General features: G+C 48.3%; 18 protein-coding genes and 7 pseudogenes. 12 read left to right on the top strand and 13 right to left on the bottom strand.

Features of this window, described 5'->3' with window-relative positions; translation table 11 throughout:
- Nucleotides 1–109: 109 nt before the first annotated feature.
- The 4 genes and pseudogenes from htpG to P378_RS20505 form a co-directional block, all read right to left on the bottom strand.
- Nucleotides 110–1,956 (bottom strand): annotated as a pseudogene (htpG, locus tag P378_RS01590) (molecular chaperone HtpG).
- Nucleotides 1,957–2,079: 123 nt separating this feature from the next.
- Nucleotides 2,080–2,421 (bottom strand): hypothetical protein, encoded by a 342-nt coding sequence (locus tag P378_RS01585; protein WP_099082039.1) that lies wholly within the window; start codon nucleotides 2,419–2,421, stop codon nucleotides 2,080–2,082.
- Entirely contained in the window at nucleotides 2,418–3,218 is an 801-nt protein-coding gene (locus P378_RS01580) for a hypothetical protein (RefSeq protein ID WP_180260925.1), read from the bottom strand. The genes P378_RS01585 and P378_RS01580 overlap by 4 nt, the downstream gene beginning before the upstream one ends.
- Nucleotides 3,149–3,445, bottom strand: coding sequence for a hypothetical protein (locus P378_RS20505; protein ID WP_238472735.1), 297 nt, complete (start codon nucleotides 3,443–3,445; stop codon nucleotides 3,149–3,151). The genes P378_RS01580 and P378_RS20505 overlap by 70 nt, the downstream gene beginning before the upstream one ends.
- 464 nt (nucleotides 3,446–3,909) lie before the next feature.
- Between P378_RS20505 and P378_RS01570 the strand changes: the two genes are divergently transcribed.
- Nucleotides 3,910–5,187, top strand: a complete 1,278-nt coding sequence (locus tag P378_RS01570) for an ArsB/NhaD family transporter (protein ID WP_099082037.1) — start codon at nucleotides 3,910–3,912, stop codon at nucleotides 5,185–5,187.
- A gap of 162 nt (nucleotides 5,188–5,349) precedes the next feature.
- Here P378_RS01570 and P378_RS01565 read toward each other — a convergent pair whose 3' ends face one another.
- The gene (locus tag P378_RS01565) at nucleotides 5,350–5,778 is read right to left on the bottom strand and encodes a nucleotide triphosphate diphosphatase NUDT15 (protein ID WP_099082036.1); all 429 of its coding nucleotides are present in this window, start codon (nucleotides 5,776–5,778) and stop codon (nucleotides 5,350–5,352) included.
- A 175-nt stretch (nucleotides 5,779–5,953) separates the two neighbouring features.
- Between P378_RS01565 and P378_RS01560 the strand changes: the two genes are divergently transcribed.
- The 10 genes and pseudogenes from P378_RS01560 to P378_RS23870 form a co-directional block, all read left to right on the top strand.
- Nucleotides 5,954–6,160: a DUF1657 domain-containing protein gene (locus P378_RS01560; RefSeq protein ID WP_099082035.1), complete on the top strand. Its 207-nt coding sequence runs from the start codon at nucleotides 5,954–5,956 to the stop codon at nucleotides 6,158–6,160.
- A gap of 85 nt (nucleotides 6,161–6,245) precedes the next feature.
- The gene (locus P378_RS01555) at nucleotides 6,246–6,452 is read left to right on the top strand and encodes a DUF1657 domain-containing protein (RefSeq protein ID WP_099082034.1); all 207 of its coding nucleotides are present in this window, start codon (nucleotides 6,246–6,248) and stop codon (nucleotides 6,450–6,452) included.
- A 17-nt stretch (nucleotides 6,453–6,469) separates the two neighbouring features.
- Nucleotides 6,470–7,330, top strand: coding sequence for a DUF421 domain-containing protein (locus tag P378_RS01550; RefSeq protein ID WP_099082033.1), 861 nt, complete (start codon nucleotides 6,470–6,472; stop codon nucleotides 7,328–7,330).
- Nucleotides 7,331–7,341: 11 nt separating this feature from the next.
- Nucleotides 7,342–7,821, top strand: coding sequence for a stage V sporulation protein AC (spoVAC, locus tag P378_RS01545; protein WP_099082032.1), 480 nt, complete (start codon nucleotides 7,342–7,344; stop codon nucleotides 7,819–7,821).
- A 1-nt stretch (nucleotide 7,822) separates the two neighbouring features.
- Nucleotides 7,823–8,824 (top strand): stage V sporulation protein AD, encoded by a 1,002-nt coding sequence (gene spoVAD, locus P378_RS01540; RefSeq protein WP_099082031.1) that lies wholly within the window; start codon nucleotides 7,823–7,825, stop codon nucleotides 8,822–8,824.
- A gap of 17 nt (nucleotides 8,825–8,841) precedes the next feature.
- Entirely contained in the window at nucleotides 8,842–9,195 is a 354-nt protein-coding gene (gene spoVAE, locus P378_RS01535; RefSeq protein WP_099082030.1) for a stage V sporulation protein AE, read from the top strand.
- A 19-nt stretch (nucleotides 9,196–9,214) separates the two neighbouring features.
- Nucleotides 9,215–9,661: a YhcN/YlaJ family sporulation lipoprotein gene (locus P378_RS01530; protein ID WP_099082029.1), complete on the top strand. Its 447-nt coding sequence runs from the start codon at nucleotides 9,215–9,217 to the stop codon at nucleotides 9,659–9,661.
- 158 nt (nucleotides 9,662–9,819) lie between these two features.
- A complete protein-coding gene (locus tag P378_RS01525; protein ID WP_099082028.1) occupies nucleotides 9,820–10,329 on the top strand; it encodes a BglII/BstYI family type II restriction endonuclease in 510 nt (169 codons plus the stop codon).
- 123 nt (nucleotides 10,330–10,452) lie between these two features.
- Nucleotides 10,453–12,399, top strand: a complete 1,947-nt coding sequence (nadE, locus tag P378_RS01520) for an NAD(+) synthase (protein WP_099082027.1) — start codon at nucleotides 10,453–10,455, stop codon at nucleotides 12,397–12,399.
- Between the two features lie 84 nt (nucleotides 12,400–12,483).
- A pseudogene (locus P378_RS23870) lies at nucleotides 12,484–13,146 on the top strand (DUF421 domain-containing protein); the annotation flags it as partial.
- 230 nt (nucleotides 13,147–13,376) lie between these two features.
- Here the strand turns inward: P378_RS23870 and malQ are convergent.
- The 8 genes and pseudogenes from malQ to P378_RS01480 form a co-directional block, all read right to left on the bottom strand.
- Nucleotides 13,377–14,736: pseudogene (malQ, locus tag P378_RS01510) on the bottom strand (4-alpha-glucanotransferase); the annotation flags it as partial.
- Nucleotides 14,733–16,526 carry a glycoside hydrolase family 13 protein gene (locus tag P378_RS01505; protein ID WP_238472732.1) on the bottom strand — a complete coding sequence of 598 codons (1,794 nt, stop codon included), beginning with the start codon at nucleotides 16,524–16,526 and terminating at the stop codon, nucleotides 14,733–14,735. The gene P378_RS01505 and the pseudogene malQ, both read right to left, overlap by 4 nt.
- A gap of 177 nt (nucleotides 16,527–16,703) precedes the next feature.
- A pseudogene (glgA, locus tag P378_RS01500) lies at nucleotides 16,704–18,163 on the bottom strand (glycogen synthase GlgA).
- A 21-nt stretch (nucleotides 18,164–18,184) separates the two neighbouring features.
- Nucleotides 18,185–19,192, bottom strand: a complete 1,008-nt coding sequence (glgD, locus tag P378_RS01495) for a glucose-1-phosphate adenylyltransferase subunit GlgD (protein WP_238472731.1) — start codon at nucleotides 19,190–19,192, stop codon at nucleotides 18,185–18,187.
- A 111-nt stretch (nucleotides 19,193–19,303) separates the two neighbouring features.
- Nucleotides 19,304–20,531: pseudogene (locus tag P378_RS01490) on the bottom strand (glucose-1-phosphate adenylyltransferase).
- A 31-nt stretch (nucleotides 20,532–20,562) separates the two neighbouring features.
- Nucleotides 20,563–22,484: pseudogene (gene glgB, locus P378_RS01485) on the bottom strand (1,4-alpha-glucan branching protein GlgB).
- A 264-nt stretch (nucleotides 22,485–22,748) separates the two neighbouring features.
- Nucleotides 22,749–22,925 (bottom strand): hypothetical protein, encoded by a 177-nt coding sequence (locus P378_RS19245; RefSeq protein WP_180260923.1) that lies wholly within the window; start codon nucleotides 22,923–22,925, stop codon nucleotides 22,749–22,751.
- Nucleotides 22,926–22,954: 29 nt separating this feature from the next.
- Nucleotides 22,955–24,441, bottom strand: a pseudogene (locus P378_RS01480) (putative sulfate exporter family transporter).
- A 378-nt stretch (nucleotides 24,442–24,819) separates the two neighbouring features.
- Between P378_RS01480 and P378_RS01475 the strand changes: the two are divergent.
- Nucleotides 24,820–25,479, top strand: a complete 660-nt coding sequence (locus tag P378_RS01475) for an undecaprenyl diphosphate synthase family protein (protein ID WP_099082026.1) — start codon at nucleotides 24,820–24,822, stop codon at nucleotides 25,477–25,479.
- Nucleotides 25,480–25,710: the final 231 nt, after the last annotated feature.

The following is a 25,710-nucleotide window of genomic DNA, read 5'->3' as shown; positions in this document are numbered from 1 at the left end:
AATTTATAATTTCTTTACAAGTAAAAATAGTTATATTATGTAACACAATAGCCACTCCAATACAAAAGACCCCTTGTACGTTCAACCGTACAAGGGCCTACAGTAAGGTCTATTGCAATGCTCTCTCCAAAATTTGGTTCATACGCTGCACAATTCCCCTGGTGTCCACAATTAAACCGGCAGAGATTAAAGCATTATCAAATAGTTGTTCCGCTGCCACCCTGGCGAAGGAATCCCCCTGCTGGCTTAGTTCACTTAAACGATTAATAACAGGGTGAGCACTATTGATCTCCAGCACCTTGGGACCGATGGCGTTGATATCCTTGTTCATTACCTGCATCATCCTCTGTAAACTGCCGGTCATATGATCCGGATTCAACAGGATGGCAGGGCTGCCGGACAGACGTCTGGATTCTCTTACCTCCGTCACCTTGTCACCAAGCACTTCCTTTAGCCAGCGGGTCAGCGCTTCCACCTGCTCCGGAGTCAGGGCATCACCGTCACGGGTCTGGGTTTCCGGCAGTTCCAGTCCGGCCTGGTCGATGGATACCAGTTTTTTCCCCTCAAACTCTCCTAACTGGCTTAAGATATAATCCTCCACGGGTTCATGGGTAAACAAGACTTCCGTATCCTGATTACGGAATACTTCCAGGTAAGGGCTGGATTCAATCACTTCTTTGGTGGGACCGTTGATAAAGTAAATATCCTTCTGATTTCCCTTCATTCGTTCAACATAATCTCTCAGGGAAACCAACTCCCCTTCCCCGGACTTGGAAGAGGAAAACCGTAATAAGCCTACCAGCTCTTTGCGGTAGGTAAAATCAGTGGCTGCCCCTTCTTTAATAAACATGCCGAAATTTTGCCAGAATTCTTTGTATTTTTCAGGTTTAGATTTGGCCTGCTCATGGAGAAACTTCAGGAACCGCCCGGTAATCACCTTGCGCAGTTTGGACATCAGGGCGCTGTCCTGCATGGTTTCCCGGGAGATGTTCAGGGGCAGTTCTTCGCTGTCCACCACACCTTTGACAAAACGCAGCCACTCGGGCAGGATGTCTTTGGACTGCTGCTGGATCAACACTTTTCTGCAGTACAGGTTAACACCCGGTTCCAGCCGGCCAAAACCAAAGCGCTCAAAATTATCTTTGGGCACAAACAGCAGGGCATTGATGGTCAGGGGCGCGTCTACGGAAAAATGCAGCCGGAGCAGCGGCTCATCATAGGCATTGGCCACGTATTTATAGAACTCGTTATACTCTTCCTCCGTAACCTCATTTTTGTTTTTGGTCCAAACAGCCTGAACGGTATTGACCTTTTCGCTGTTTAAGGAAATAGGAAACGGCACGAAGCCGGAGTACTGTTTAATAATTCTCTTTACGGTTGCTTCCTGGGCAAACTCCCGGGCATCTTCTTTTAACTGCAGCGTGATTTTGGTCCCCCGGCGCAGCCCTCTGCTTCACCGATGGTATAACTGCCGGCACCTTCCGAGGACCACAGGCAGCCGGCTGCCCCGGGCCGGTAGGAGCGGGTTTCCACCGTCACCTTGTCTGCTGCCATAAAGGCTGAATAAAACCCTACGCCGAACTGGCCGATTAAGTTAACGTCCTTCTTGTCTCCTTCGGCCAGGTATTTTAAAAAGGCCTTGGAGCCGGAGTGGGCAATGGTGCCGAGGTTTTGCACCAACTCCTCCCGGGTCATGCCGATCCCGGTATCCGAGATGGTCAGGGTGTGATTTTTATCGTCCAATTCAATGGTTATTTCCAGGGGAAGGTCCCCGTCGGCGATTTCCTGGTTGGTTAACTTTTGGTAGCGGAGTTTTTCCAGGGCATCGGCAGCGTTGGAAATTAACTCCCGCAGGAAGATTTCCCGATCAGTATAAAGGGAATGAATGACAATATCCAGCAACTGCTTTACTTCGGCTTGAAATTCCAACATTTCATTCTTGACCTGCTCCGTCATTTCTTTACCTCCTACACTGATTTAGTGGTAAAATGTTTCCACTAAATAATATAGATGCACAATTTTTCCTTGTCAATATTGACCGCAGCCAATCAAAAAAGGGAAATGGTTTTCACCTCCCTCTTAACCGGCACTGTTTAGTTTTTCATTGGTATCGGTCCAGACGAACTCATCCAATATTTTGTGCACCCGGGGAATAAAACCCTCCGTAAAATCCTCCGGATAATGAGTCAGGACATAAAATGTTCTGTTTTCATGCTTGCCTACCGCCATACTACCCAAATACTGCCGGTTGTTGGCCCCTTTCATAAAATGCCATTCACTTTCCGACCAGGCATAAATTTTATCCGTGTCAGGATTGGCATACCTGTTCACCTTCTGCCACCTGTTGCTTAGAACAATGCTGTTGGCAAACTTGACAGCCTGTTCTACACTGGTTCCTTCGGGGTAAAAAAAGATCCTCATGTAGGCGTCTTCCCTTTTTTACCGGCAAAATTGGCATGAATGAGAAAAGCATCTCCTTCACCGGAACTTACCCTTTCAAACGCCATATCTCCGGGAACATAGGTATAAAAGGGTAAGGGCGAACCATCCAAAAGGTTTATAACAAACTCCTGCTCCGTTCCCTCGATCCCAATGGTTCCTTTTTTGGTTTTCGGCCGGGTCTCGGTCTTTTTAAAGGATTTCAGTTTTGACGTAATCCTGCTGTCACCGGCGATAAACTCGCGCATGATGAGACCGGTGTTTTCCGCATAATATTCAAACTGCTCATGATCTTGTTTATCTTCCAGAGGGGTTATTTTAATTTTAACAACCTTTTCAAATTTACCGGCAGGCACCTCCACCCTTTCACCGGTGCTGACAACCTCTCTTTTGGACCCGTCGTTTTGCCAGCTCTCTCCGACCCTTAAGGGAGCTTTGAGAATGACTTCTTGTAAATTTGCTTTTTCGTTTAGAATGTTTCTTTCATCATAAAACTCCGGCACCGAGAAGGTCTTTGTTACCGCTTGGGCAGAAACATCAAAAACCAACCCCATCACTGTACCGCCGTTGTTTTCAGACATCTGAACTCTGTTTCCCTGCCGATACAACACTTTCCTGGTAAATGCGGCATATTCATTGCCGAAACCTTCATATTCCCAGGTAAGCTGTGGCTCGGCAGGGAAGTAAGGGCTTACGTCCTGTATCGTATCTACTTTCGGTTTGTTTTGGGCCGAAGGTGGCGTCTCTTTTTTGGCACAGCGGCTACCGCTGTTAAACAAACCATCAAGTAAACAAATATCCTGGCAACTACCGGTCTCATATCATCACTCCTTTTAGGATATTCATCAAACCCGCTTCCCCAACGGGTTGAAAAAATGTCACATCCATTTGGGGCATCGCTCCAAATATGGGGGATGGAAGCAGGTCTCTTTTTATGTTTCCAAATACACGAAACCACAAAGTTGTCCCCTAAATCTGCATACTGCGTAGGGGCCAGGGGAGCCATATAAGGCACCCCGAAGCTTTCCAAGGAAACCAAGTGGATAATCATCCAACTGCAATGCCTAAAGCGCCAAAAGAGCCGCCAAAAACATCATGGGAAATTTGATAGGCTTTTTCCATTTCCCAAAAACATCTTTTAATGGCATTTCATCACCAACCCGAGGTTATTTTGCCTCGGATGACAAAAAATATTGATAAACCAGGATAAATAAAAAATTCCTAATTAATTAGTAAAAATCAAGGCCTTTTCAATAGACACTTTAACAACCCTTTGTTATAATTTAGATAATTAAAAAATTGTCCTCAACGTGTTGTGCCCAATTTGTGGCACAAGGATTGTTTAGGCTAACGGGGGGGTAGCTTTTGTTAATGCTACCCTCCTTTCTTTTTGTCCAAAAACAGGAGGTGAAGAACCTTGTAACCAAAGTTTCCAAATTTGAATAAATGGAAAGGAGTGCATTTTACATCGTGGAGAACCAATTTATTTTAGCTTCTATTATTTTTATTATCACCTATGCATTTATCGTATCGGAAAAACTCCCCCGCACTGTCATCGCTCTGGCCGGCGCTGTGACTGTCCTGTTTACCGGCCTCGTGACCCAGGAAAAGGCCATTCACTATATTGACTGGAACACCATCGGCCTGCTGGTGGGCATGATGATTATTGTCAACATTACCAGGAGAACCGGTGTATTTGAGTACCTGGCCCTTAAGTCCGCCGTGGCGGTCAAAGGTGACCCCCTTAAGCTGCTGGTTTTACTGGCAATCATTACGGCCATTGCTTCTGCTTTGCTGGATAACGTGACAACGGTACTGCTGATGGTGCCGGTTACCTTTTCGATCTGCCGGCAGCTGCAGGTCAATGTGATTCCATTCCTGGTTACTCAAATCATGTCCAGTAACATCGGCGGCACAGCCACCCTGATCGGTGACCCGCCGAATATCATGATCAGCGGCCCCGCAGGTCTGTCCTTTATGGAATTCATTTATAACCTGGCGCCTGTGGCGATTGTCGTCTTCATTATCACCATTGCCATATTACGTCTTATCTATCGCAAAGAAATGAAGGCAGATCCCAAATTAATGGCTGAGATTGCGGCCCTGAACCCGGAAGATGAAATTCGGGATCCCAAGCTCCTGAAAAAATGCTTGCTGGCATTGTCTTTAACCATCGCCGGTTTTGCCCTGCACAGCATCTTTCACCTGCCTACCGCCACCATCGCCCTTGGCGGTGCGGTATTCCTGCTCCTGCTGACCAGAGAAGAGCCCGAGCATGTATTAGAGACCGTGGAATGGTCCACCATCTTCTTCTTTGTCGGTCTGTTTATTGTAGTTGGCGGGCTGGAAGAAGCCGGTGTCATTCACTGGATTGCCGAATCCGCTCTGCACTTAACCGGCGGGGAAATTCTGCCTACAGGTCTTTTGATTTTATGGCTTTCTGCCATAGCTTCCTCCTTTGTAGACAACATCCCCTTTGTGGCCACCATGATTCCCCTACTGCAGCAAATGGGTCAGATGGGCGGCATTACCAACCTGGATCCCCTGTGGTGGTCTCTGGCCCTGGGAGCCTGCCTGGGTGGCAACGGTACCCTGGTGGGAGCCGCTGCCAACGTCATCGTAGCCGGCATGGCTGAAAAGAGGGGAACTCCCTTAAGCTTCCTTGGTTTTATGAAGATTGCCTTCCCCTTAATGATTTTGTCCATCGTTATAAGCACCGTTTACCTGTGGCTTTTCATTTTACGATAAATGATAAAGGAAGTCGGGGGCTGCCCCCGGCTCCTTTTGCTACCTGTTGATTTTTTCCAGACCGGACGAAGTGAGAAAATACCCCCCAAATTTATTAATGAGCTAAGGTTATCATGGGAGTATTACAACGTTCTATCAGAAATCTTAACTTATTCGGACAAACTACAAAGGGATCACCGGCTGCCCGTCCTTTATTTTGCCAATGGCCTTCCGGACAGAAAAGGTCGTGTTGTCCGGTAGTTCATTCTGGTAAAACCAATTCCACTCAATCATCTCTTTGGGTTCGGTAACCACCGGCTGACCCTTACCGGAAGCCAGCAGGTTAATAAAAACAACATGTTTTTCTCCCTGGGTTTCGCTGACTACATCGATCATCCCTTCTATCGTAACTTGCAGGGCGGTCTCCTCCCAAACCTCCCGCCTGCCGCACTGGGCCACAGTTTCGCCAAAATCCATTTGGCCACCGGGAAATATCCAGCTGTTGGCATTAAACCCCTTCTTTTTTAACCCCAACAAGACTTTCCCCTCATCATTCACCACCATGACTCGGATGGAAAACTTGATTTGTTGTTGCTCAATCGCATTCAGCAAAAAATGCCCCCTTCTTGTAAGGCCCAATGCTGATACATTACGAGATGGGGGCAGTACTTCCCTGCCGGGGACGGAAAACAATTTACATAATTTTTTTAATCATGAGTAAAAACAAACTCTGCAGGACAAGATACCTTTGAAATTGATTATTAAATGTCTGAGGAGGTATAACGAAATGACAGTTGCATCCCAAGTAAAACAAACTCTGGCAGGACTTAAAGCTGCGCAATCCAGCCTGGAAACCTTTGCCCTGCAGACCCAAAACCAGCAGGCCAAAGATCTGTATACCCAGGCCGCTCAGCAGACCAAATCCATCGTTGATAGCCTGGAACCCAGAATTCAACAACTGGAACAAGAAGAACCCCAGTATAAAGGTTTCTAAACAAGAAGAACCGGGTCATTGATCCCGGTTCTTGTATATAAGTGCCTTTGCCCAAGCAAAATAAAGTTACGAGAGGTGATCCGGTTTGACCGTCGCTTCCCAGGTAAAGCAAACCATAGCCAGTCTGAAAGGAACCAAAGCAACGCTGGATGCCTTTTATCATGTTGAGCAAAATGAAGAAAGCAGGCAGTTGTTGGAAAACAGCTCACAACAAATCAGTCAGGTCATTGACAGTCTGGAAAACAGGGTTAAAGTCCTGGAATATGAAGAACCACAATATAAAGGATTTTAGGCAAAGGAGTCGTCTTTATGCCAGAATGGTTAAACATCCTGATTCGTTCCCTCGGTTTATTCGCCCTAACCCTGCTGCTGGTGCGGCTGATGGGAAAAAGACAGACTTCACAACTTACCTTATTTGATTTAATCACCGCCATCGTTATCGGCGTGGTGGCCGCTGCTTTGTCCTTAAACCTGATCGAGAATCTGGGTAACGGCCTGGTGGCTCTGGCGGTTTGGACCCTTCTTCCCATCGGCATTTACCTGCTGGCGCTGAAATACAAGACGGTGCGCAATATTATTCAGGGAAAGGAAGCCGTCCTGATTAACCACGGTAAGGTGCTGGAAGACAAGTTGCTGGAGGCCCGCTTTACACCCGAAGACCTGCTAAGTCAATTGCGGCGAAAAAACGCCTTTAAAGTGGCAGATGTGGAGTTTGCCATGTTGGAGCCCAATGGTGAGGTCAGCGTCCTGTTGAAAAAACAAAACCAGCCGTTTACTCCCAGCTCTCTGGGGCTGCAGCTAAACCACGAAAGTGTACCCCAAACCGTGATGCTGGACGGAGTGATGCTGGACGAGCCCCTGACAGCCATGGGATTAAACCGAAATTGGCTGCACACCGAACTGGAAAAAGTCGGTGTAGCCCCGGAGAACGTATTCATCGCCCAGGTTGATTCTGTGGGGCAGCTTTACCTGGATCTGTTCGATGATGCCGTACTGGTGCCGCAGCCTAAAACAAAGGAACTGGCCTATGCCACGCTGAAAAAATGCCAGGCGGACTGCGAAATGTACGCCCTGGGCACCCGGCAGCCAAAGGCTAAGAAAATGTATAGTGAATGTGCCGAAGAATTGGATGCAGTGATCGCAGAATTGAAACCTTTGCTTAAAAGGTAAGGGGTGAAAAAATGTCAAACAAGAAAAAGAAAAAATTAACCCCGGCACAGCAGGAATACCAGGCCTTTGCCAAGGCCAGGGAACCAAAACGTCCTGTCCCGGCCAATGTGGTCAAAGCTTTTGTCGCCGGGGGGGCCATTAGCTTGCTTGGCCAGGGTATCGGGGATTTTTTCATTTGGAACTTCGACTTTACGGAGAAAACAGCCGGAAATCCCACGGTGGCGGTATTAATCATAATCTCCGTTCTCCTTACCGCACTGGGGGTCTATGACCACATCGCCCAGTGGGCAGGGGCCGGTACCGCGGTTCCTGTAACAGGCTTCGCCAATACCATTGCCTCGGCTGCCATTGAACACCGCACCGAGGGCTACGTGCTGGGTGTGGGCGGCAACATGTTTAAGCTGGCCGGCTCGGTAATCGCCTTTGGTGTTTTCGCCGCCTTTGTGGTAGCCCTGGTAAAAACATTATTCACCACGTTGGGGGGAGCCTAGTATGCTGAAGGGGCATCAAACCTGGGTCTTCCCGAATAAGCCTACCATTTTATCCACCGGTACCGTGGTGGGACCCTTTGAAGGCAAAGGCCCACTGGCCGAAGATTATGACCTTATTCACGGTGATTTATGGCTGGGACAGGACAGCTACGAAAAGGCCGAAAAAAAGATGATGGAAGAAGCCTTTGAAATTGCCATCCGTAAGGCAGGCCTGCAAAAGCAGGATATCCAGTTCTTCCTTGGCGGTGACCTGTTAAATCAAATTATATCCAGCAGCTTTGCGGCCCGGACGCTGGCTGTTCCCTATCTGGGACTCTTTGGCGCTTGTTCCACTTCCATGCAAAGTCTGGCCCTGGGCGCACTTTTGGTTGACAGCAAGTCTGCCAATTATGTGCTGTGTGGTACCGCCAGTCACAACACCGCCGTGGAAAAACAGTTCCGGTATCCTACGGAATACGGCGCCCAAAAGCCCCCCACGGCCCAATGGACCGCCACCGCAGCCGGCGTTGCTCTGTTGGGTCCCGAGGGAGACGGGCCAAAGGTTACGTCCGCCACCATCGGCAGGATTGTGGATATGGGCATCAGTGATCCCTTTAACATGGGATCGGCCATGGCCCCCGCAGCGGTGGACACGCTGACGGCCCATTTTCGAGATCTGGGAATTTCCCCTCAGGAATATGACCTGATTGCCACCGGTGACCTGGCCCGGGTGGGTCATCAAATTGCCAGGGACCTGTTAATTAAACATGACCTGGAAATTCCGGAAGAAATCTTTACGGACTGCGGCATTTTGATTTACGGTGAGGACCAGCCGGTCATGGCCGGCGGCAGCGGTTGCGGCTGTTCGGCCGCTGTGGCTTATGGTCATATCTTGAACAGAATGAAAAAGGGAGAACTTAAAAAGGTTCTCATTGCGGCCACCGGAGCGCTGCTGTCTCCTTTGTCTTACCAGCAAAAGGAAAGTATTCCCTGTATTGCATATGCTGTTGCCATTGAAGCATAACCAAGGGGTGATTTCTTATGGAAGCTTATCTCTGGGCCTTTGTGGTCGGCGGGCTCATTTGTGTCATCGGACAGCTGTTAATGGATGTCGGAAAACTTACGCCGGCTCATACCATGAGTCTGCTTGTGGTGGCGGGCGCCGTTCTGGGTGGGTTGGGACTCTATGAACCGCTGGTGGACTTTGCCGGGGCCGGCGCCACCGTCCCCATTATCAGTTTTGGCAATTCCCTGGTCCACGGGGCGCTGGCGGAAGCCGAAACCACCGGGCTGGTCGGTATCCTGACCGGGATCTTTGAGGTAACCAGCTCGGGCATCTCCGCTGCCATCATTTTTGGATTTCTAGCCTCCCTGTTGGTCCGACCCAAGGGGTAAAAGAGAAAAAGGTGATCATATGAAAAATATTCTAAGAGTATCTTTGATTATTGTTTTAATCTTACTGACCGTAGGCTGTCAAATGCAGCCTCAGAAAAAACCACAGTCAGAGGGAAAACAAACGCAAAAGCTGGTGGAAATCAACCCCGAACTGGCTGAAAAGGCCAAACAAGCCGCCATGTCCGTCAAGGGTGTGGAGGAGGCCACCGCCGTGGTCATTGACAAAAATATTTCTACAGCCATCAAAGTCAGCGGTTTTAACCGTTTGAAATTGCAATCCATTAAGGAAGAGGTACATAAAAAGATCGGTTCGATGAATGAGGAGTACGGAGTTTATGTCACTGCAGATAAAAAGTTGTTTACACAACTGCAGCAAATTGAAAAACAGATAAACGAACAAAAAGTAAAGTCCGGTTCGGAACTGAAACAAAAAGTGAATAAAATTAACAAAGATATGAAAGGGTAAGGAAGGCTCCGGGCCTTCCTTGTTTTTGTTCTACAACCATTAGGCCGGGAATATTTTTATTAAACTATTATTATTTTTCGCTATAATAGAAGGAAAATTTAAAATTCTATGGAAATTAACAAAAAGGTAATATTATTGTGAAGGGTCGGGTGAGGGTCATGAGATTACAATTACAAAAAAATTCTTACCGGTCGGCCATTGATATTTTACTGAGCAATTCCGCTTTACTCGAAGAAATCGACCAAATTTTATTAAACCCTGACATTGACCTGTCCACTCTGTCGCGTTCACACTATAACCATATTCTGCGGGAATCATTTAGAAATTACGGCTGGCAGAATTCCCCTTCCCTGTTCCATGAACCCGTTAACCCCTTTACCAATATGGAGCTGATGAAAGAAAATATCGCCCTGGAAATTGGTTTTCGCCATGCCTCCCTTATCGGGCATAACCTGCTCAAGTTCCAGTTGTCTTCCTCTCATAATTCAGATAGAATTGATGTGGGCATTTTTGTTGTTACCACCCACAAATTCCAGAAGCAGTTGAAGAAAATGTATCACCATAACTGGGCCGGCGCTATGAACTTCGAGAAGGTAGACCGCTACCTGCGGCATTTTAAAACCGGCATCCAACTGCCCATTTATTTAGTGGGAATTGATGTGGCCTAACCCATTGAGTTGAATAAGAAATCGAAAAGAATGCCCGTACCACCAGGACCGGGCATTCTTTAATTTAAGTCTTTCAGGAAGGGGCAGACTATAACTATATTTAGCACAAAAGAGGCGATGATTTTGAAGTTAAGAATAGCCCTCGGGCAAATGGAAATCATCCCGGGCCGGCCGGATCTGAATGCCCGGACTATGCTGGAAATGATTGGACAAGCCCGGGCCAAAGGCGCCCATATGGTCATCTTCCCGGAAATGTCCATCCCCGGCTACTTACTGGGAGATACCTGGGAACAAAGGGCCTTTCTCAGGGACTGTGAAGAATACGGCAGGGAAATTGTTAATGCTTCGGACAACCTCACCGTCCTCTTCGGCAATGTGGGGATTGATTGGGAGAGAAAAGGAGACGACGGCAGGGTCCGCAAATACAACGCTTTTTTTGTCGCCCGGGACGGCAAATTGCTGGGCGGCGATAATTTCCCCTACCCTTTCAGAATCAAAACCCTGCAGCCCAACTACCGGGAGTTTGACGATGACCGCCATTTCTACAGCTTGCGTAAACTGGCCCAGGAGCTGGAAAAAATCCCGGAAGACTTACTAACCCCCGTTTACCTGCCTGTGGATGGCAAACAGGTGGGTTTAGGCTGCTTTTTATGTGAAGACGGTTGGGCTGAGGACTACTTTACCAAACCCATAACCGCCATCCATGAAAAAGGCGGCGTCAGCCTGTTTATCAACATCTCCTGTTCCCCCTTTACCCTGGGTAAAAACAGCAAGCGAAACCGGGTCTTTTCCAAGCATGCCCGGGAAACCGGTGTTCCTTTGATCTATGTCAATAACGTGGGCGTACAAAATAACGGCAAGACCATTTACACCTTTGACGGCTCCAGCACGGTCTATAATAAAAACGGCGAAGTCATTTATTACAGCCATCCTGCCTTCAGGCAAAGTTTGGACATCATCGAACTGGACCTGGCCTCCGGCGGCGAAAACTTTTCCCCTCTGGAAGTGCCGGAAGACCATGCTATCGGTTTTATCCACCAGGCCCTTTGCTACGGCATTCAAAAGTTTACCGCGGCCATTGGCATGAAGAAGGTTGTCATCGGCATCTCGGGCGGCATTGATTCTGCGGTATCCGCCGCCCTCTATGCCAAGGCCATGGGACCGGAAAACCTGCTGCTGGTTAACATGCCCAGCCGATACAATTCCCAAACCACCCGGAACCTGGCCCGGCAGCTGGCCCAAAATTTGAACTGCTCCTATACCGTATTACCGATCCAGGATGCGGTGGATTTTACCGTTAAACAAATTGAAAGCACCCCGGTGATCAACCCTGTGACCGGGGTGCAGTTTCACCTGAAAATAAGCCCTTTTATGGCGGAAAACATTCAGGCCAGGGACCGCTCGGCACGGGTCCTGGCAGCGGTGGCCGCCGCCTTTGGCGGGGGCTTCACCTGCAACGCCAATAAGGCGGAAACCACCGTCGGGTATTCCACCCTGTACGGCGACCAGGCAGGGTTCCTGGCGGCCATTGCCGACCTGTGGAAGCACCAGGTATACGCCCTGGCCCGCTACCTGAACGAAGAAGTGTACCGTCTGGAGGTCATCCCCCAGGGCATTATCGATATCGTGCCCAGCGCAGAACTGAGCTTTGACCAGGCCGTGGATGAAGGCAAAGGGGACCCCATTGCCTACCCGTACCACGATTACCTGTTCCGCTCCTTTGTCCAGTGGTGGGACAAGGCCACCCCGGAGGACATCCTCCACTGGTATGCCGAAGGAGTGCTGGAAGAAAAACTGGGCTGCGCGCCGGGACTGGTTAAGGAATTGTTCCCCACCCCCCGGGAATTTATCGCCGATTTGGAACGCTGGTGGAACCTCTATAACGGCATCGGTGTGGCCAAAAGAATCCAGGCCCCGCCCATCCTGGCCGTCAGCCGCCGCGCCTTCGGTTTCGACCACCGGGAAGCCCAAAACGGCGTTTATTACACCAGGAGATACCGGGAGTTGAAGGATAAGCTGTTAGGATATATCATTGGAACCGACCGGAATATATTTTGCCACCAAAAATAAGGAAAGCATTAAATTTAACTTGTTGAATATTCCTCCCACCATACAGGCATAATACCTTTTGTATGAATCTTTGGAGGGATCACTGTGAATCCATATTTGGAGATCGCATTACGTGCGGTTGCAGCGTTTTTGGGAGTGATACTTGTAACCAGAGTGGTGGGAAAACAGCAGCTTGGGGAACTGACCGTAAGTGATTTTGTTAATGCCATTGCCATCGGCTCCATTGCAGCAGCGATGGCCACCGATCATAAAGAAAATGTAATTTATTATATTATCGGCATCACCATCTTTGGCGGGCTCACCTATTTGACAAACTTTGCGGGATTAAAGTCCAGGGCAGCCCGTAAATTACTGGAAGGTGAGCCGACTGTTGTAATTCACAACGGGAAAATCTTAGAAAAAAATATGAGTAAAGAACGTTACAACATGGATAACCTGACCATGCAGCTGCGGGAAAAAATGTTTTTAACATTTCCGATGTGGAATTTGCTATTTTAGAACCTAATGGTAAGTTAAGCGTATTGTTGAAGAGTGACAAGCAGCCTGTGACGACCGGTGACATTGGCGTTACTACACAATATGAAGGCGTCGCTTCAGAATTAATTGTGGACGGTAAACTGATTCAGCAGAATTTGCAGCAGAATAACCTCTCCAAGGAGTGGCTAATAACCCAGTTGCAAAAACAGGGGATTAAAAGTATTGAAGAGGTCAGCTTTGCCAGCCTGGATACCTCCGGGAACCTTTATGTAGATAAGTATCATGATAATCTGCAATATGTTGAAGATATAACCGATGAAGAAAAATAAATTAGCAGGGTGCCGGTTGTTGAATTCAACAACCGGCACCCTGTTTTACCTTCCGCCGGCCCTGGTGAGGGCGGCTAACTTTTCTTCGATTTCCGGGGTCAGCACCCCCTGGCGGAACCGCCACTCCCAGTTGCCGCCGACGGTGCCGGGATAATTCATGCGGGCCTCGCTGTCCAGGCAAAGCACATCCTGCAGCGGATGATGGCCGTATTGGATTGACATCGAAAGGCCACTTCGATGAGCCGCCAGCAAATCTCCTCTGCCTCCATGGCCGGTTCCAGGTCCAGGTACTCTGCCAGAAACTCGACATCACCCGGCAGCAGTTTTTTGTACCAGCCGATGGTGGTATCATTGTCGTGGGTCCCTGTGTAGACCACCGAATTGGGTTCGTAGTGATGAGGCAGAAACTTTTCTTTTTCATTTTTATGCAGGTTAAATTGCAATATCTTCATGCCGGGGAAATCGAACCGGTTCTTTAGTTTCACCACCTCCGGCGTGATGATGCCCAGGTCCTCGGCAATGACCGGAATTTGCCCCAGGTACCGGATCATGATGGAGAAAAACTTTTCGCCGGGCCCCTTTACCCACCTACCGTTAATGGCCGTTGTCTCGCCGGCGGGGATTTCCCAGTAAGCTCGAAGCCCCGGAAGTGGTCAATGCGGATGATATCCACCGTTTCCAACAGGCCTTTGAACCTTTCCCTCCACCACTTGTAGTCATCCTTTTCCATGGCCGCCCACCGGTAATGGGGGTTCCCCCACAACTGACCGGTTTCACTGAAATAGTCCGGCGGCACACCGGCCACCTTGGCCGGGTTCCCCAGTTCATCCAGCTCAAAAAGGTGGGGGTTGGCCCAGGCGTCGCTGCTGTCATAGGAAACAAAAATGGGCAAATCGCCGATAATTTTTATGCCGCGGTCATTGGCATACCGCTTTAATGCCATCCACTGTCTAAAGAAAGTAAATTGCAGAAAAAAGTGGTATTCAATTTCTTGCTTCAGCAGCTGCCGGAAATTTTCCATGGCCTGCTCTTGCCGCAGCGCAATGGATGCATCCCAATGGTTCCAGGGCAGCCCGCCGAAATACTGCTTAAGGGCCATAAACAGGGCATAGTCCCCAAGCCAGTGCGCCCCAGCGACAAAATCCTGGTACTCAGGCGCTTTCAACCGGTTTTGAAAAGCAGTGAAGGCCTTTCTCAGTAAATCTTCTTTATATGCCCTTACCCGGGCAAATTCTACCCTGTCTTCGGAAAAGGAAGGCAGCGGGTGAATATCCTGCGGTGTTAGCAACCCCTGTTCCACTAACCGGTCAATGCTGATCAACAGGGGATTTCCCGCAAAGGCGGAAAAACTCTGAAAGGGGGATTCACCGTAACCCGCGGGATTCAAGGGAAGCACCTGCCAGAGTTTCTGCCTGCTTCTGGTCAGGAAGTCCACAAATTCAAAGGCTTCCTTTCCTAAATCCCCGATTCCGTAGGGAGACGGCAATGAGGTTGGATGGAGCAGTATGCCGCTTTGCCTCTTTATTGTCACTTTGCTCCTCCGTCCATCAACAGTTTCCCCTCCAAAGGTCCCAGAGAAAGATGCAGGAACCCGTCTTGCACGGGATATTCCCGGCCCTCCTGGAGTAAATCAAGCAGACTGCCGCTGCACCACCGGCCCAGGTTGACAGAAAGGTTGGCCTCCCTCTCCGGATGCGCGTTTATTACAACAAAGGCAATGTTATCTTTTTTGGGCCGGTTGAATACATCTTTCCCCTGATCGATGATTCTCAGGTAGCCGTAAACCTGCCCCTGGACATAAATTGGCAGCCAGCGGCCGGTTTTAAGCACGTCATACCGGTTTCTATATCCGATAACTTTCTTGTACCAGTCCAGCAGTTCCCGGTTTTCCTTGCCCCAGGGATAGGTGGCCCGGTTTAAAGGGTCCTTATAGCCGTGCATGCCTGCCTCATCCCCGTAGTAAATGCAGGGGACCCCCGGAAAAGTCATTTGAATCAAAGAAAGCAGTTTCAACCGGGCAGTTCCAATCCTCTTTTGCTCCTCGCTTAACCTAATCCTGGCCTGTTCCTCCTTGGACAAAGTTTCTTCCGCCGGCGCCCCGCTCAATATGGTAAGGGCCCGCACCACATCATGACTGCCGATTAAGTTCATGGTGGAGTAAAAATGCTGCAGCGGGTAATTTTCGTACAGGCTCATTAATCGAAGATGGGTCTCGTGGGCATTCCTTCTGCCGGTCATAAAGTCTAACCAGATACTGCGGAAAGGATAGTTCATCACCGAATCCAATTCCTCTCCCAGCAGGTACTCCCGCATGGTCCCGTAGCTCACCTTGTTGGAAGCGTCTTCCCACACTTCGCCGATCAGTACCGACTCGGGGTCCTCTTGCTTCATGACAACACGGATTTTTTTCACAAATTCATCGGGCAGTTCATCCACCACGTCCAAACGCCAACCTTTGGCCCCCATTTTCATCCAGTATTTGATGACACTGCTGTCCCCGGTGATGATAAACTCCTGGTAAGAAGGGTCCAGTTCATTGACATTGGGCAGGGTGTCGATGCCCCACCAACAGTCGTATTTGTGGGGATGCTCGATAAAACGATACCAGGAATAATAGGGGGAATCCTTAGACTGGTAAGCCCCCAGAGAGGGATAGTTGCCCTCCCGGTTAAAATAGACACTGTCGCTGCCGGTATGGCTGAAGACCCCGTCCAGGATGATGGAGATGCCCATCTCCCGTGCTTTGGCGCACAGTTCTTTAAACAGCTGGTTGTTGCCGAACATCTGGTCAATTCTCTTGTAATCCCCGGTGTCATATTTATGGCTGCTGGAAGCTTCGAAGATGGGATTGAGGTAGATGACACTGATGCCCAGTTCCTTTAAATAAGGGAGTTTTTTCAAAACCCCCAGCAAATTTCCCCCAAAGATGTCAAAACAGACGGTCTTGCCGGTAACCGGGTCCTTGCCGTATTGCGGCACGGCATCCCAGCGGGGATAAATCACACAATGCTGCTTGGGATTTAAGATTTTTCCCTCTTCATGGCCGTTGCAAAAACGGTCCACAAAGATCTGGTACATGACGGCATCCTTAAACCAGTGCGGGGTGGCGCTGTCTTCCTTGTACACCGTAACCTGGTAAGAGGTCGGTTCATAATCGTAAATCTGGCCTACCCCCCCCAGGTTGCGGGGGTTGTTGCCATAGTAATAGGTCCTGCCTGCCCGCTCAATGATAAAGTAGTACCACAGCAGTCCCTGCCTGGGTGGGGCATATATTGCCGCCCGGTAAAGTTTTTTCTCTCCGCTGGCTGCTACCTGCTGCATAGGAATTTTCTCTTCCTCACGTCCATACTTCCACAAGCGCAAAATGACATTGTCCGGTGGGTCCTGGGAGTATATTTCGATGGCCAGCGCGATTTTTCATGACAAGGAACAGCCCCAAAGGGGCTGCGGAACGATGCGTCATGGGAATCATGAAAGATCCAATGATGGTTCATCCTATCATCTGCCTATCTTTTTTGGACTCTTGGCATCCTTGACCAGTTTCATATACAAGTCTTGATATTTTTGGGCGGATTTATACCAGCTGTAGTCACTTTTCATGGCGTTTTCCACAATTTTTGACCAGACCGGCCGCTGGTAAAAGAAGTGAACCGCCCTTTTTAAGGTATAGAGGAAGTCATGGGCATTGTAGTTGGTAAAACTAAAACCGTTGCCTTCCCCTGTATATTCATTATAGGGTTGTACCGTATCCTTCAGGCCGCCGGTTTCCCTGACCACCGGTATTGAACCGTACCGTAAGGCAACCAGCTGCCCGATGCCGCAGGGCTCAAAAAGGGACGGCATCAGGAAGATATCCGAACCGGCATAAATACGATGGGCCAGGGTGCAGCCAAACATGATGTTGGCAGACACTTTCTCCGGGTACCTTCTGGCGGCATGCCGGAACAATTCTTCATACCTTTTTTCCCCGGTACCCAGCACCACCAGCAGCACGTCCATGGACAAGATTTCTTCCAATACGCAGGCAATTAAATCCAGGCCCTTCTGGCTGACGAGTCTTGAAACCAGGCCCAGCAAGGGAACGTCAGGCCGCTTCGGCAGACATAAAATTTCCTGTAGTTTTTCTTTATTGACCTGTTTTTTATCCGGAGACTCCCATGAATAGCGGGCGCAAATCCAGGGGTCGGTGGCGGGATTATAAAAATCGGTGTCGATGCCGTTGACAATGCCATGCAAACGGTCCCGACGGTGCCGGAGCAACCCGTCCAATTGCTCGCCGTAATAGGGGGTCTGTATTTCCCGGGCATAGGTCTCACTGACGGTGGTCAGCAAATGGGAAAAATTTAAGCCCCCCTTCATAAAACTGACCTGACCGTAAAATTCCACCCCGTCCAGGGTAAAATATTCTTCACCCAAATCCAGAATGTCCCCTAAAATGGTTTTGGGGAACACACCCTGGTATTTTAAATTATGAATGGTAAAGACCGTACGCAGGTCTTTATAGAAAGAGTTATCCCCATAATGGCTTTTAAAAAAACACTGACCAGGCCGGTGTGCCAGTCATGACAGTGGAGAATCCGGGGGGTAAAATTCAGGTGGGGCAGGGACTCCAGCACCGCACGGCAAAAAAAGGCATATCGTTCGGCATCATCGCCGTAACCATAGAGACCCTGTCTCTTAAAATAATACTCGTTGTCGATGAAGTAGTAGGTGATCCCCTCATGTTCCAGCTGTTCCAGACCGCAATAAACATTCCTCCAACCCAGGGGGACCGTAAAGGTTTTTTTACAGACCATACGTTCCTGGTAATGAACCGGAATTTCGCCATGTTTAGGCAAAACCACCCGTACATCCAGCCCCTGGTTGATCAATGCCCTGGGCAAGGAACCGATGACATCCGCCAAACCACCGGTTTTCACGAAGGGAACCCCTTCGGAGGCCACAAACAGCACTTTCATTGTCCTCTTCACCTCACAGCCCTAAATGACGGTTTTCTTGGTAATAACGAGGGGATAATGTTCTTCTCCCTTTAAATGTTTTCCCTTTGTGACGGTTACCCCTTTATCTGCGATGACATTTTCTACCCATGCCCCTTCTTCAATTTTACATTTCTGCATGATGATGCTGTCCTTAATACGGGCGCCCCTGCCAATTTCCACCCCTCTGAAAATAATACTGTTCTCCACAATTCCTTCGATGATACAATCATTGGCAATTAATGCATTATGAACCCTGGAACCATCGCTGTATTTGGTGGGCGCCCCGTCTTTCACTTTGGTGATAATGAGCCCCTTATCAAAGAACAATTTTTGCCAGACTTCCGGTCTCAGTAAATCCATGCTGTGCTTATGATAGCTTTGAATGGAATCGATAGGTGCCAGGTAGCCCTGGTGAGGGAAACCATAAATCCTTAGCCGGTTCAGATTTTTAATAAACCCGTCTCTCACCAGATCACATTCTCCCCGGAAGTGACAGCGGTGAATCAACTCAACCAGCAGCGACTTCTCCATGATGCACATTTCCATGGAAATTTTGGAGCTTTTGATTTTGTCCGGCTTTATTTCCAGATCGATAATGCGCCCGTCTTCCGCCGTTTCAATGATTTGACACTGGGATAAATTCTCGTCGGTGTTTTCCATATCCTTGTAAAGGATGGTGATGTCCGCGTTCATGGCCTGGTGAAATTTAAAGGCATCCCGGTAGTCAATATTACAAATCATATTGCTGCCGGAAACAAGAACATATTTTTGCCGGCTGTATTGGATATAATCCAGGTGAGTATAGAAATGCCGCAAATCCCACCTGTAAATTCCCTGTTGATAACGCTGGCCCGGGGGGAGAAAAAACAGCCCGTCCCGCTTCCGGTCCAGATCCCATTCTTTGCCGCTGCCCAGGTGGTCCATAAGGGACCGGTATTTGTGCTGCACGATAATGCCTACATTTGTAATTCCTGAATTCACCATATTGGACAGGACAAAATCAATCATCCGGTAGCGGCCCCCAAAGGCACGGCAGCCGCGGGGCGGTGGTAACTGATTTCCTTTAAAAAATCCTCGTCTTCCATGAGATTAATAATCCCCATGATACTTTTCATGCCATCACCCCTTCACCAAGGCCAGGGCGCTTAATTGATTTTTCTCCAGGCTGCAGCTCTTTAGGACCGAACCGCTGCGAACAACAATATTGCCTTCCACCACCGTTATTCTGGAACAAGGCACAGAACACCAGCTGCATTCCTCGTCCAGGCAGCCGATTTGACACTTGTCCTCAATGACCGCTTCCACACCGATGATAGCCTTTTCGATTCTCACATTGGCCCCGATCTTTACATTGGGCATGATCACAGAATCGTTGATCTTCGCTCCTTCGCCGATAAAAACGCCGGGAAATAAAATAGAGTGGTTTACTTCCCCGCAGACCATACACCTTCGTTCACCAGGGAGCCGCTAACTCTGGCGGTGGGGGTGATATACTGGGGCGGGTGATTGGGATTTACCGAGTAAATTCTCCATTTGGGATCGTTGAGGTTTAATTTTGGCTTATCCGACAACAGGTCCATATTGGCCTGCCAGAGACTCTCAATGGTGCCCACATCCCGCCAGTAGCCCTTAAAGGGGTAAGCATACATTTTTTGTCCTGCCTTCAGCATCATGGGTATGATGTTTTTGCCGAAGTCATTACTGGAGCGGAGATTTTGTTCATCCTCTTCCAGGTACTTTTTTAACAGTTCCCAATTAAAGATATACACTCCCATGGAAGCAAGATTACTTTTAGGCATGGCAGGTTTTTCTTCAAACTCAATGATCCGGGCATCCTGAGCGGTGTTCATGATGCCAAAACTGCTTGCTTCTTCCCAGGGAACTTCGATCACCGCAATGGTGGCATCGGCCTGTTTTTCTTTATGAAAATCCAGCATCAAGGAATAGTCCATTTTGTAAATATGATCTCCGGAGAGCACCAGCAGGTACTTGGGACGATACTGGTCCACAAATTCAATGTTTTGGTAAATGGCGTTGGCGGTACCCTTGTACCATTCTCCCCCCATTTCTTTGACAAAGGGCGGCAATACGGTGACCCCGCCGTTTTTCCGGTCCAAATCCCAGTGGCTGCCGATGCCGATATAGGTGTTTAAGGCCAGGGTTGGTACTGGGTCAGCACCCCTACTGTATCAAATCCGGAGTTGTTGCAATTGCTCAGGGTGAAGTCAATGATGCGGTATTTTCCGCCAAAGGGAACGGCAGGTTTGGCCAACTTTTTCGTCAAAACCCCCAACCGGCTGCCTTGCCCGCCGGCCAGTATCATGGCAACACATTCCTTGCTCTGCATATTCCTCCCCCTCTCACCCGCCATAGGTTCGTCAGTCACGTTCATTCCTGTTCTTATCCCACTTCTTGTTAATGGCCTTGAGATAAACCACGGCCAGCGGAGGCACTTTCATCTCCACCGAAAAGGGCTGGTTATGCCAGGGAGTATCTTGGGCCACCGCCAGGCTGTTGACCTGTCCGGACCCGCCGTAGATTCGTAAATCACTGTTAAAAACTTCAAAATACTCACCCAGGCACGGTACACCAATCCGGTACCCTTCCCGTACCACCGGGGCAAAATTGCACACAATGATTAAAAAATCCTCCGGGTCCTGCCCTTTTCTCATAAAGGTGACAATGCTTTGGCTGTAGTCATGGGGGTCAATCCATTGAAAGCCCCGTTCTTCGTGGTCCAGTTCCCATAAATTCCTTTCTGCTCTGTAGAAATGGTTAAGCGCCTTCACGTAATCCTTTAACTTTTGGTGCATTTCGTAGTCCAGCAAATGCCAGTCCAAACTTTGATCTTCGTTCCATTCAATGAACTGGCCGAACTCCCCACCCATAAAAAGAAGCTTCTTGCCCGGGTGAGCTATCATATAGCCGTATAACAACCTCAGGTTGGCAAATTTTTGCCAGTAATCCCCGGGCATTTTATTCAGCAGTGACCTTTTGCCGTGTACCACCTCATCGTGGGACAGGGGCAAAATATAGTTTTCGGAAAAAGCATACATAAAGGAAAAGGTCAGCAGGTGGTGGTGCCATTTCCGGTGTACAGGGTCCATCTGCATATAACGGAGTAAATCATTCATCCACCCCATGTTCCATTTGTAGTTATACCCCAGCCCTCCCAAGTAGGTGGGTTTGGTGACGGCGGGCCAGGCTGTGGATTCCTCGGCAATCATTAAGGCAGCGGGAAAATGCTGAAAGATCACTTCATTCAGCTTTTTCATAAAGGCAATGGCTGCCAGATTTTCTTTACCCCCGTATTGATTGGGAACCCACTGGCCCTCTTGCCTGCCGTAATCCAAATAGAGCATAAAGGCCACTGCATCCACCCGCAGGCCATCGATGTGAAAAACATCCAGCCAGTAAAGGGCGTTGGAAATTAAGAAGCTGACCACCTCAGGTTTAGCAAAGTCAAAATTTAAGGTGCCCCACTGCCAGTTTTCCGCTTGCAATGGGTCCGGCGATTCATAAAGGGTTGTCCCGTCAAAATTGCGAAGCCCGTGACTGTCCTTGCAAAAATGAGCCGGCACCCAATCCAGGATAACCCCGATCCCCCGTTGATGGCAGCGGTCCACAAAATACATAAAATCGTGGGGGGTACCGTAGCGGCTGTTGACAGAGTAGTACCCGGTTACCTGGTATCCCCAGGATGCGTCATAGGGGTGCTCCATCACCGGCAGAAGTTCCACGTGGGTATACCCCATGTCTGCAACGTAATCAATCAACTGGTCAGCCAATTCCCGGTAGGTTAGAAACCCACCGTCCTTTCTCCTCCAGGAACCCGGGTGTACTTCATAAATAACCACCGGACTTTCATAGACCGGTTGTCTTTTTTTACCTGCCAGGTATTCCTGGTCCCACCAGCGGTAGCCGGCCAGGGAAAAATCCTGGAAGCAGTACCGGGTCTGACTTCAGAATAAAAGGCATAGGGGTCTGCCTTTAGAAACACTTCCCCCCGGTGCGTATGAATCTCATATTTGTATAAGTCCATTTGCTTTAATCCAGGGACAAAAAGCGACCAAATCCCGGACTGTTTTACCCTTTGCATGGAATGCCGGTGACCCTGCCATTGATTAAAGTCACCCACCACACGAACTTCCCTGGCATTGGGGGCCCACAGGGAAAACCTCACCCCCGGGACCCTGTTTTGTTCCGTCAAATGGGCGCCCAACATTTGGTAACTCTTATATAAAGATCCTTCATGAAACAAATACAAATCATCATCACTTAGGCATAATGAATTTAACATTTTTACCACTCTTTCTGCACCGAAGGCGCTTCCACATACTGGAATACATCTTTAATTATATACGCTTCCTAACAAGTAAATTCCTTTTTTTACCACTTAATTCTTTTGTGAATTTGATGACAAAGAAATTAACCCTTACCGTATTTCTACTACTAATTACCAATTGTTGCAACCTATTTAATCAAAAAGTAAGCTAATGACATTTATTTTTAAGAATAAAAACACCCGCTGCCCGAAAGACAGCGGGTGTTTTATATCCTTTTACTAGAAAGGTTTGAAAATCAAGATAAAGATGATTAATAAGCCAATTCCTAGTGTTAATGAATAGGAAATCAATTTTTTCTCAATGGGTTGTAATTCAAACCACTCGTCCTGGTAATCCACTTGCTGCTGGGCCTTCAACATGGTTTGATCCGCTTCCCGAATTTTCACTTCTGCCATGCTTTATACCTCCCTTACTCCAATTTTATCTAATTGATGGTGGGCGGCAGGATACCGTGATAGAAGACCCAGGAAATAAACAGGCCCACCCAGAGGATAAAGGCAAACAGGCATACGGTGTAAACTGCCACGATGCGTCCCATTCCGGCATCCCAGAGCTTGCGTACATTGGTGATCAGACCGATGGAGAAGAAACACAGGGCAAACAGGATGGTTCTGAAGCCGTTGGCCTCATCGATGCCGACCTTGGCGGTCTTAATGATGCTGGCGTCATTCAACCCCCATAACAGCAACACCAGGAAAGTGAGCGCAAAGCCAATGACAAATTTGGGGAATCTGTCCCAAATCTGACTGGCTGAAACTTTGGTATTTGTTGAACACCCTCCGTCATTTTGGTTCAGGTTGTACATACACCAGATGATCGCCAGGATAAAGGCCCACACACCAATGAAAATATCAATGAACACTTTGGTGGTGGTGGCCGTCATCAACATCCAGCCCTCTTCATACTGCACACCGGTTTCACTAAAAACCTTTGCCCGGATCATGGAATCGGTAATGGCGCCGCTGGCCACAGCACCGCCGTCACTTTTTACCGCCAGGCCCATCCAGGCCCCGGCCACCATGGGCTCTTCATGAAGGAAAGCCGTGGCAAACCAGGGGAGAATCAGCATTTCAACGGCCACGAAAACGATAATAACCGCTGACAGGATCACCGGCACAATGGGACGGGAACGGATGGCCCCGCCGGTGGCAATGGCCGCCGAAACACCGCAAATAGAGATACCGGAGGCCAGGGGTGCAGCCCATTCAGGGTGAATTTAAAATATTTGCGGGCGATAAAATAAACAACCGGCCAGTAAATTAAATAAGCCTCCACCACAGCACACAAACCCCGTACAATAACGGTGGTGGCCAAGCCCACAGCACCCAGGGTTTTAATACCGACAGCCGCACCCAGGATAACAATCCCTGTCTTAATAAACCACTCCGGCTTGGCGGCTTCTTCAAGGTATTTGGCAACCCCGGGGAAAAAGTTCCCGATTATGAGTCCCACAATCATAGCGATAATAAAGCCCATTTCACCTAAACCCAGTGACCAGCCGATGCCTAACTTGGCCTGTTTATCAGGACTGGCAGCAATATAGGCATTGTCGCCGATGATCACACAGAGAATGGTGATGGCAAAGATAACCGTAAAACCGGTAGCAAACCTCTTGATATTGGCACCCATTGCTTTAGCCCCAATGGTTGTGAGAACCAGCAAGAAAAGATAAGTTAAGAATAACGACGTGAATCCGGACATGCCTTTGTAGGCCTTGGAAAGCGGCCCAAAGGATTTGGAGATGTCTGTCCATGTGTTGACTTTGACTACCCAACCCAGCAGGTCGGAGCCAAAGATGGGCCCCAGGCCCAGCAGAAAAATAAACAACCCCAGCCACACAGCCCACCAGTCTTCGTTCTTTAGCATTGGCACCTTGCCGCTGACAGAAGCATTTGTGTCCTGATGAATCATGCTATCCCTCCTTAACCCTAGTTTTGGACAACGTAGTTAAGGCCTTTCTTATCCATCGCATCCCCCCTTTGGATTAAAATATTCTAAATATTCAGTTTTCTAACTAATTATTAAATCTTTCAATAAAAAAAGTCAAGCCTATATCCATTCTTTTGCATTTTTTAATTAAATTGTTTTACTAAATTTATATTTATCAACAGAGTCAAATATTTCCCATTGGCCCGTAAAAACTATTTTTGCCTCCCTTGTAATACAGATCAGGCAGATCATTTCTATGTTAGATTCGCCGGATCAGTTCATTAGAATGAATAGGAAACGTAGAATATGCAAATATTACCCGAAAGGAGTTTGGTTGGATAAATTCTCTTGAGGTGTTAAATGACCCCAATACTTAAACGTCTTCCCAAACACATTGGAATTATTCCGGATGGCAACAGGAGATGGGCTCAGCTTCAGGGTTTACCCAAAGAGGCGGGATATCATCATGGCATTGACCCCGGTTTTGCTCTTTACGAACTCTGTATGGAGCTGGGGATTCCCGAAGTTACTTTTTATGGGTTTACCCAGGACAATACCAAGCGCCCTGCTGTCCAAAAACAAGCTTTTCAAAAGGCCTGCGTGGATGCGGTAAATATACTGGCCAACCGTGACGCTTCTTTGCTGGTGATCGGAAACAGCGAATCCCCCCAGTTTCCTAAAGAGTTGCTTCCTTACACCACCAGGCAAACCTTTGGTCGTAATCGAATTAAAATAAACTTTTTGGTTAATTACGGCTGGAAGTGGGATTTAAGCTATGCCCTTAACGATAAGGAACCCGGTGAGAGGCAGCTTCATGAGAGGATTGCTTCCCGGGATATTTCCCGCATTGATTTGATTATTCGCTGGGGTGGCAGAAGAAGATTAAGTGGCTTTTTGCCGGTGCAATCGATCTATGCCGATTTTTATGTGGTGGACGCCTATTGGCCCGATTTTCATACGGATCATTTTTTTGAAGCCCTCAAGTGGTATGAGAATCAGGATATCACCCTGGGAGGGTGATATAATTATGCCAACTAAATTATTGGCTTAATTGTTTATATATTTTTACACTAGCGTTGCATAAATAAATTTCCAAAATGTCAATATCTAAAATTCTAGAAAAAAACCAATAAATCATTGTTTTTCCAGCAATATCCTGTAAAAATGATTAAAATCTCCTTATAATTGAGGTATAACAGGTAGTCCTGTCCATAATCTCAAAAATAAGGAGACATCGCATGGACAAGGATA

It is taken from the genome of Desulforamulus profundi, assembly GCF_002607855.1.
This window is presented reverse-complemented; position numbering and strand designations above follow the sequence as displayed.

What these genes read in the sequence shown, in the direction of transcription:
- glgD (WP_238472731.1), bottom strand. Translation starts at nt 19,192, where the DNA reads ATGATTGATTTTGTCCTGTCCAATATGGTGAATTCAGGAATTACAAAT.
- P378_RS01525 (WP_099082028.1), top strand. Translation starts at nt 9,820, where the DNA reads ATGAGATTACAATTACAAAAAAATTCTTACCGGTCGGCCATTGATATT.
- P378_RS01530 (WP_099082029.1), top strand. Translation starts at nt 9,215, where the DNA reads ATGAAAAATATTCTAAGAGTATCTTTGATTATTGTTTTAATCTTACTG.
- P378_RS20505 (WP_238472735.1), bottom strand. Translation starts at nt 3,445, where the DNA reads ATGGCTCCCCTGGCCCCTACGCAGTATGCAGATTTAGGGGACAACTTT.
- P378_RS01505 (WP_238472732.1), bottom strand. Translation starts at nt 16,526, where the DNA reads ATGCAGCAGGTAGCAGCCAGCGGAGAGAAAAAACTTTACCGGGCGGCA.
- spoVAC (WP_099082032.1), top strand. Translation starts at nt 7,342, where the DNA reads ATGTCAAACAAGAAAAAGAAAAAATTAACCCCGGCACAGCAGGAATAC.
- spoVAE (WP_099082030.1), top strand. Translation starts at nt 8,842, where the DNA reads ATGGAAGCTTATCTCTGGGCCTTTGTGGTCGGCGGGCTCATTTGTGTC.
- P378_RS01550 (WP_099082033.1), top strand. Translation starts at nt 6,470, where the DNA reads ATGCCAGAATGGTTAAACATCCTGATTCGTTCCCTCGGTTTATTCGCC.
- P378_RS01585 (WP_099082039.1), bottom strand. Translation starts at nt 2,421, where the DNA reads ATGAGGATCTTTTTTTACCCCGAAGGAACCAGTGTAGAACAGGCTGTC.
- P378_RS01475 (WP_099082026.1), top strand. Translation starts at nt 24,820, where the DNA reads ATGACCCCAATACTTAAACGTCTTCCCAAACACATTGGAATTATTCCG.
- spoVAD (WP_099082031.1), top strand. Translation starts at nt 7,823, where the DNA reads ATGCTGAAGGGGCATCAAACCTGGGTCTTCCCGAATAAGCCTACCATT.
- P378_RS01560 (WP_099082035.1), top strand. Translation starts at nt 5,954, where the DNA reads ATGACAGTTGCATCCCAAGTAAAACAAACTCTGGCAGGACTTAAAGCT.
- P378_RS19245 (WP_180260923.1), bottom strand. Translation starts at nt 22,925, where the DNA reads ATGGCAGAAGTGAAAATTCGGGAAGCGGATCAAACCATGTTGAAGGCC.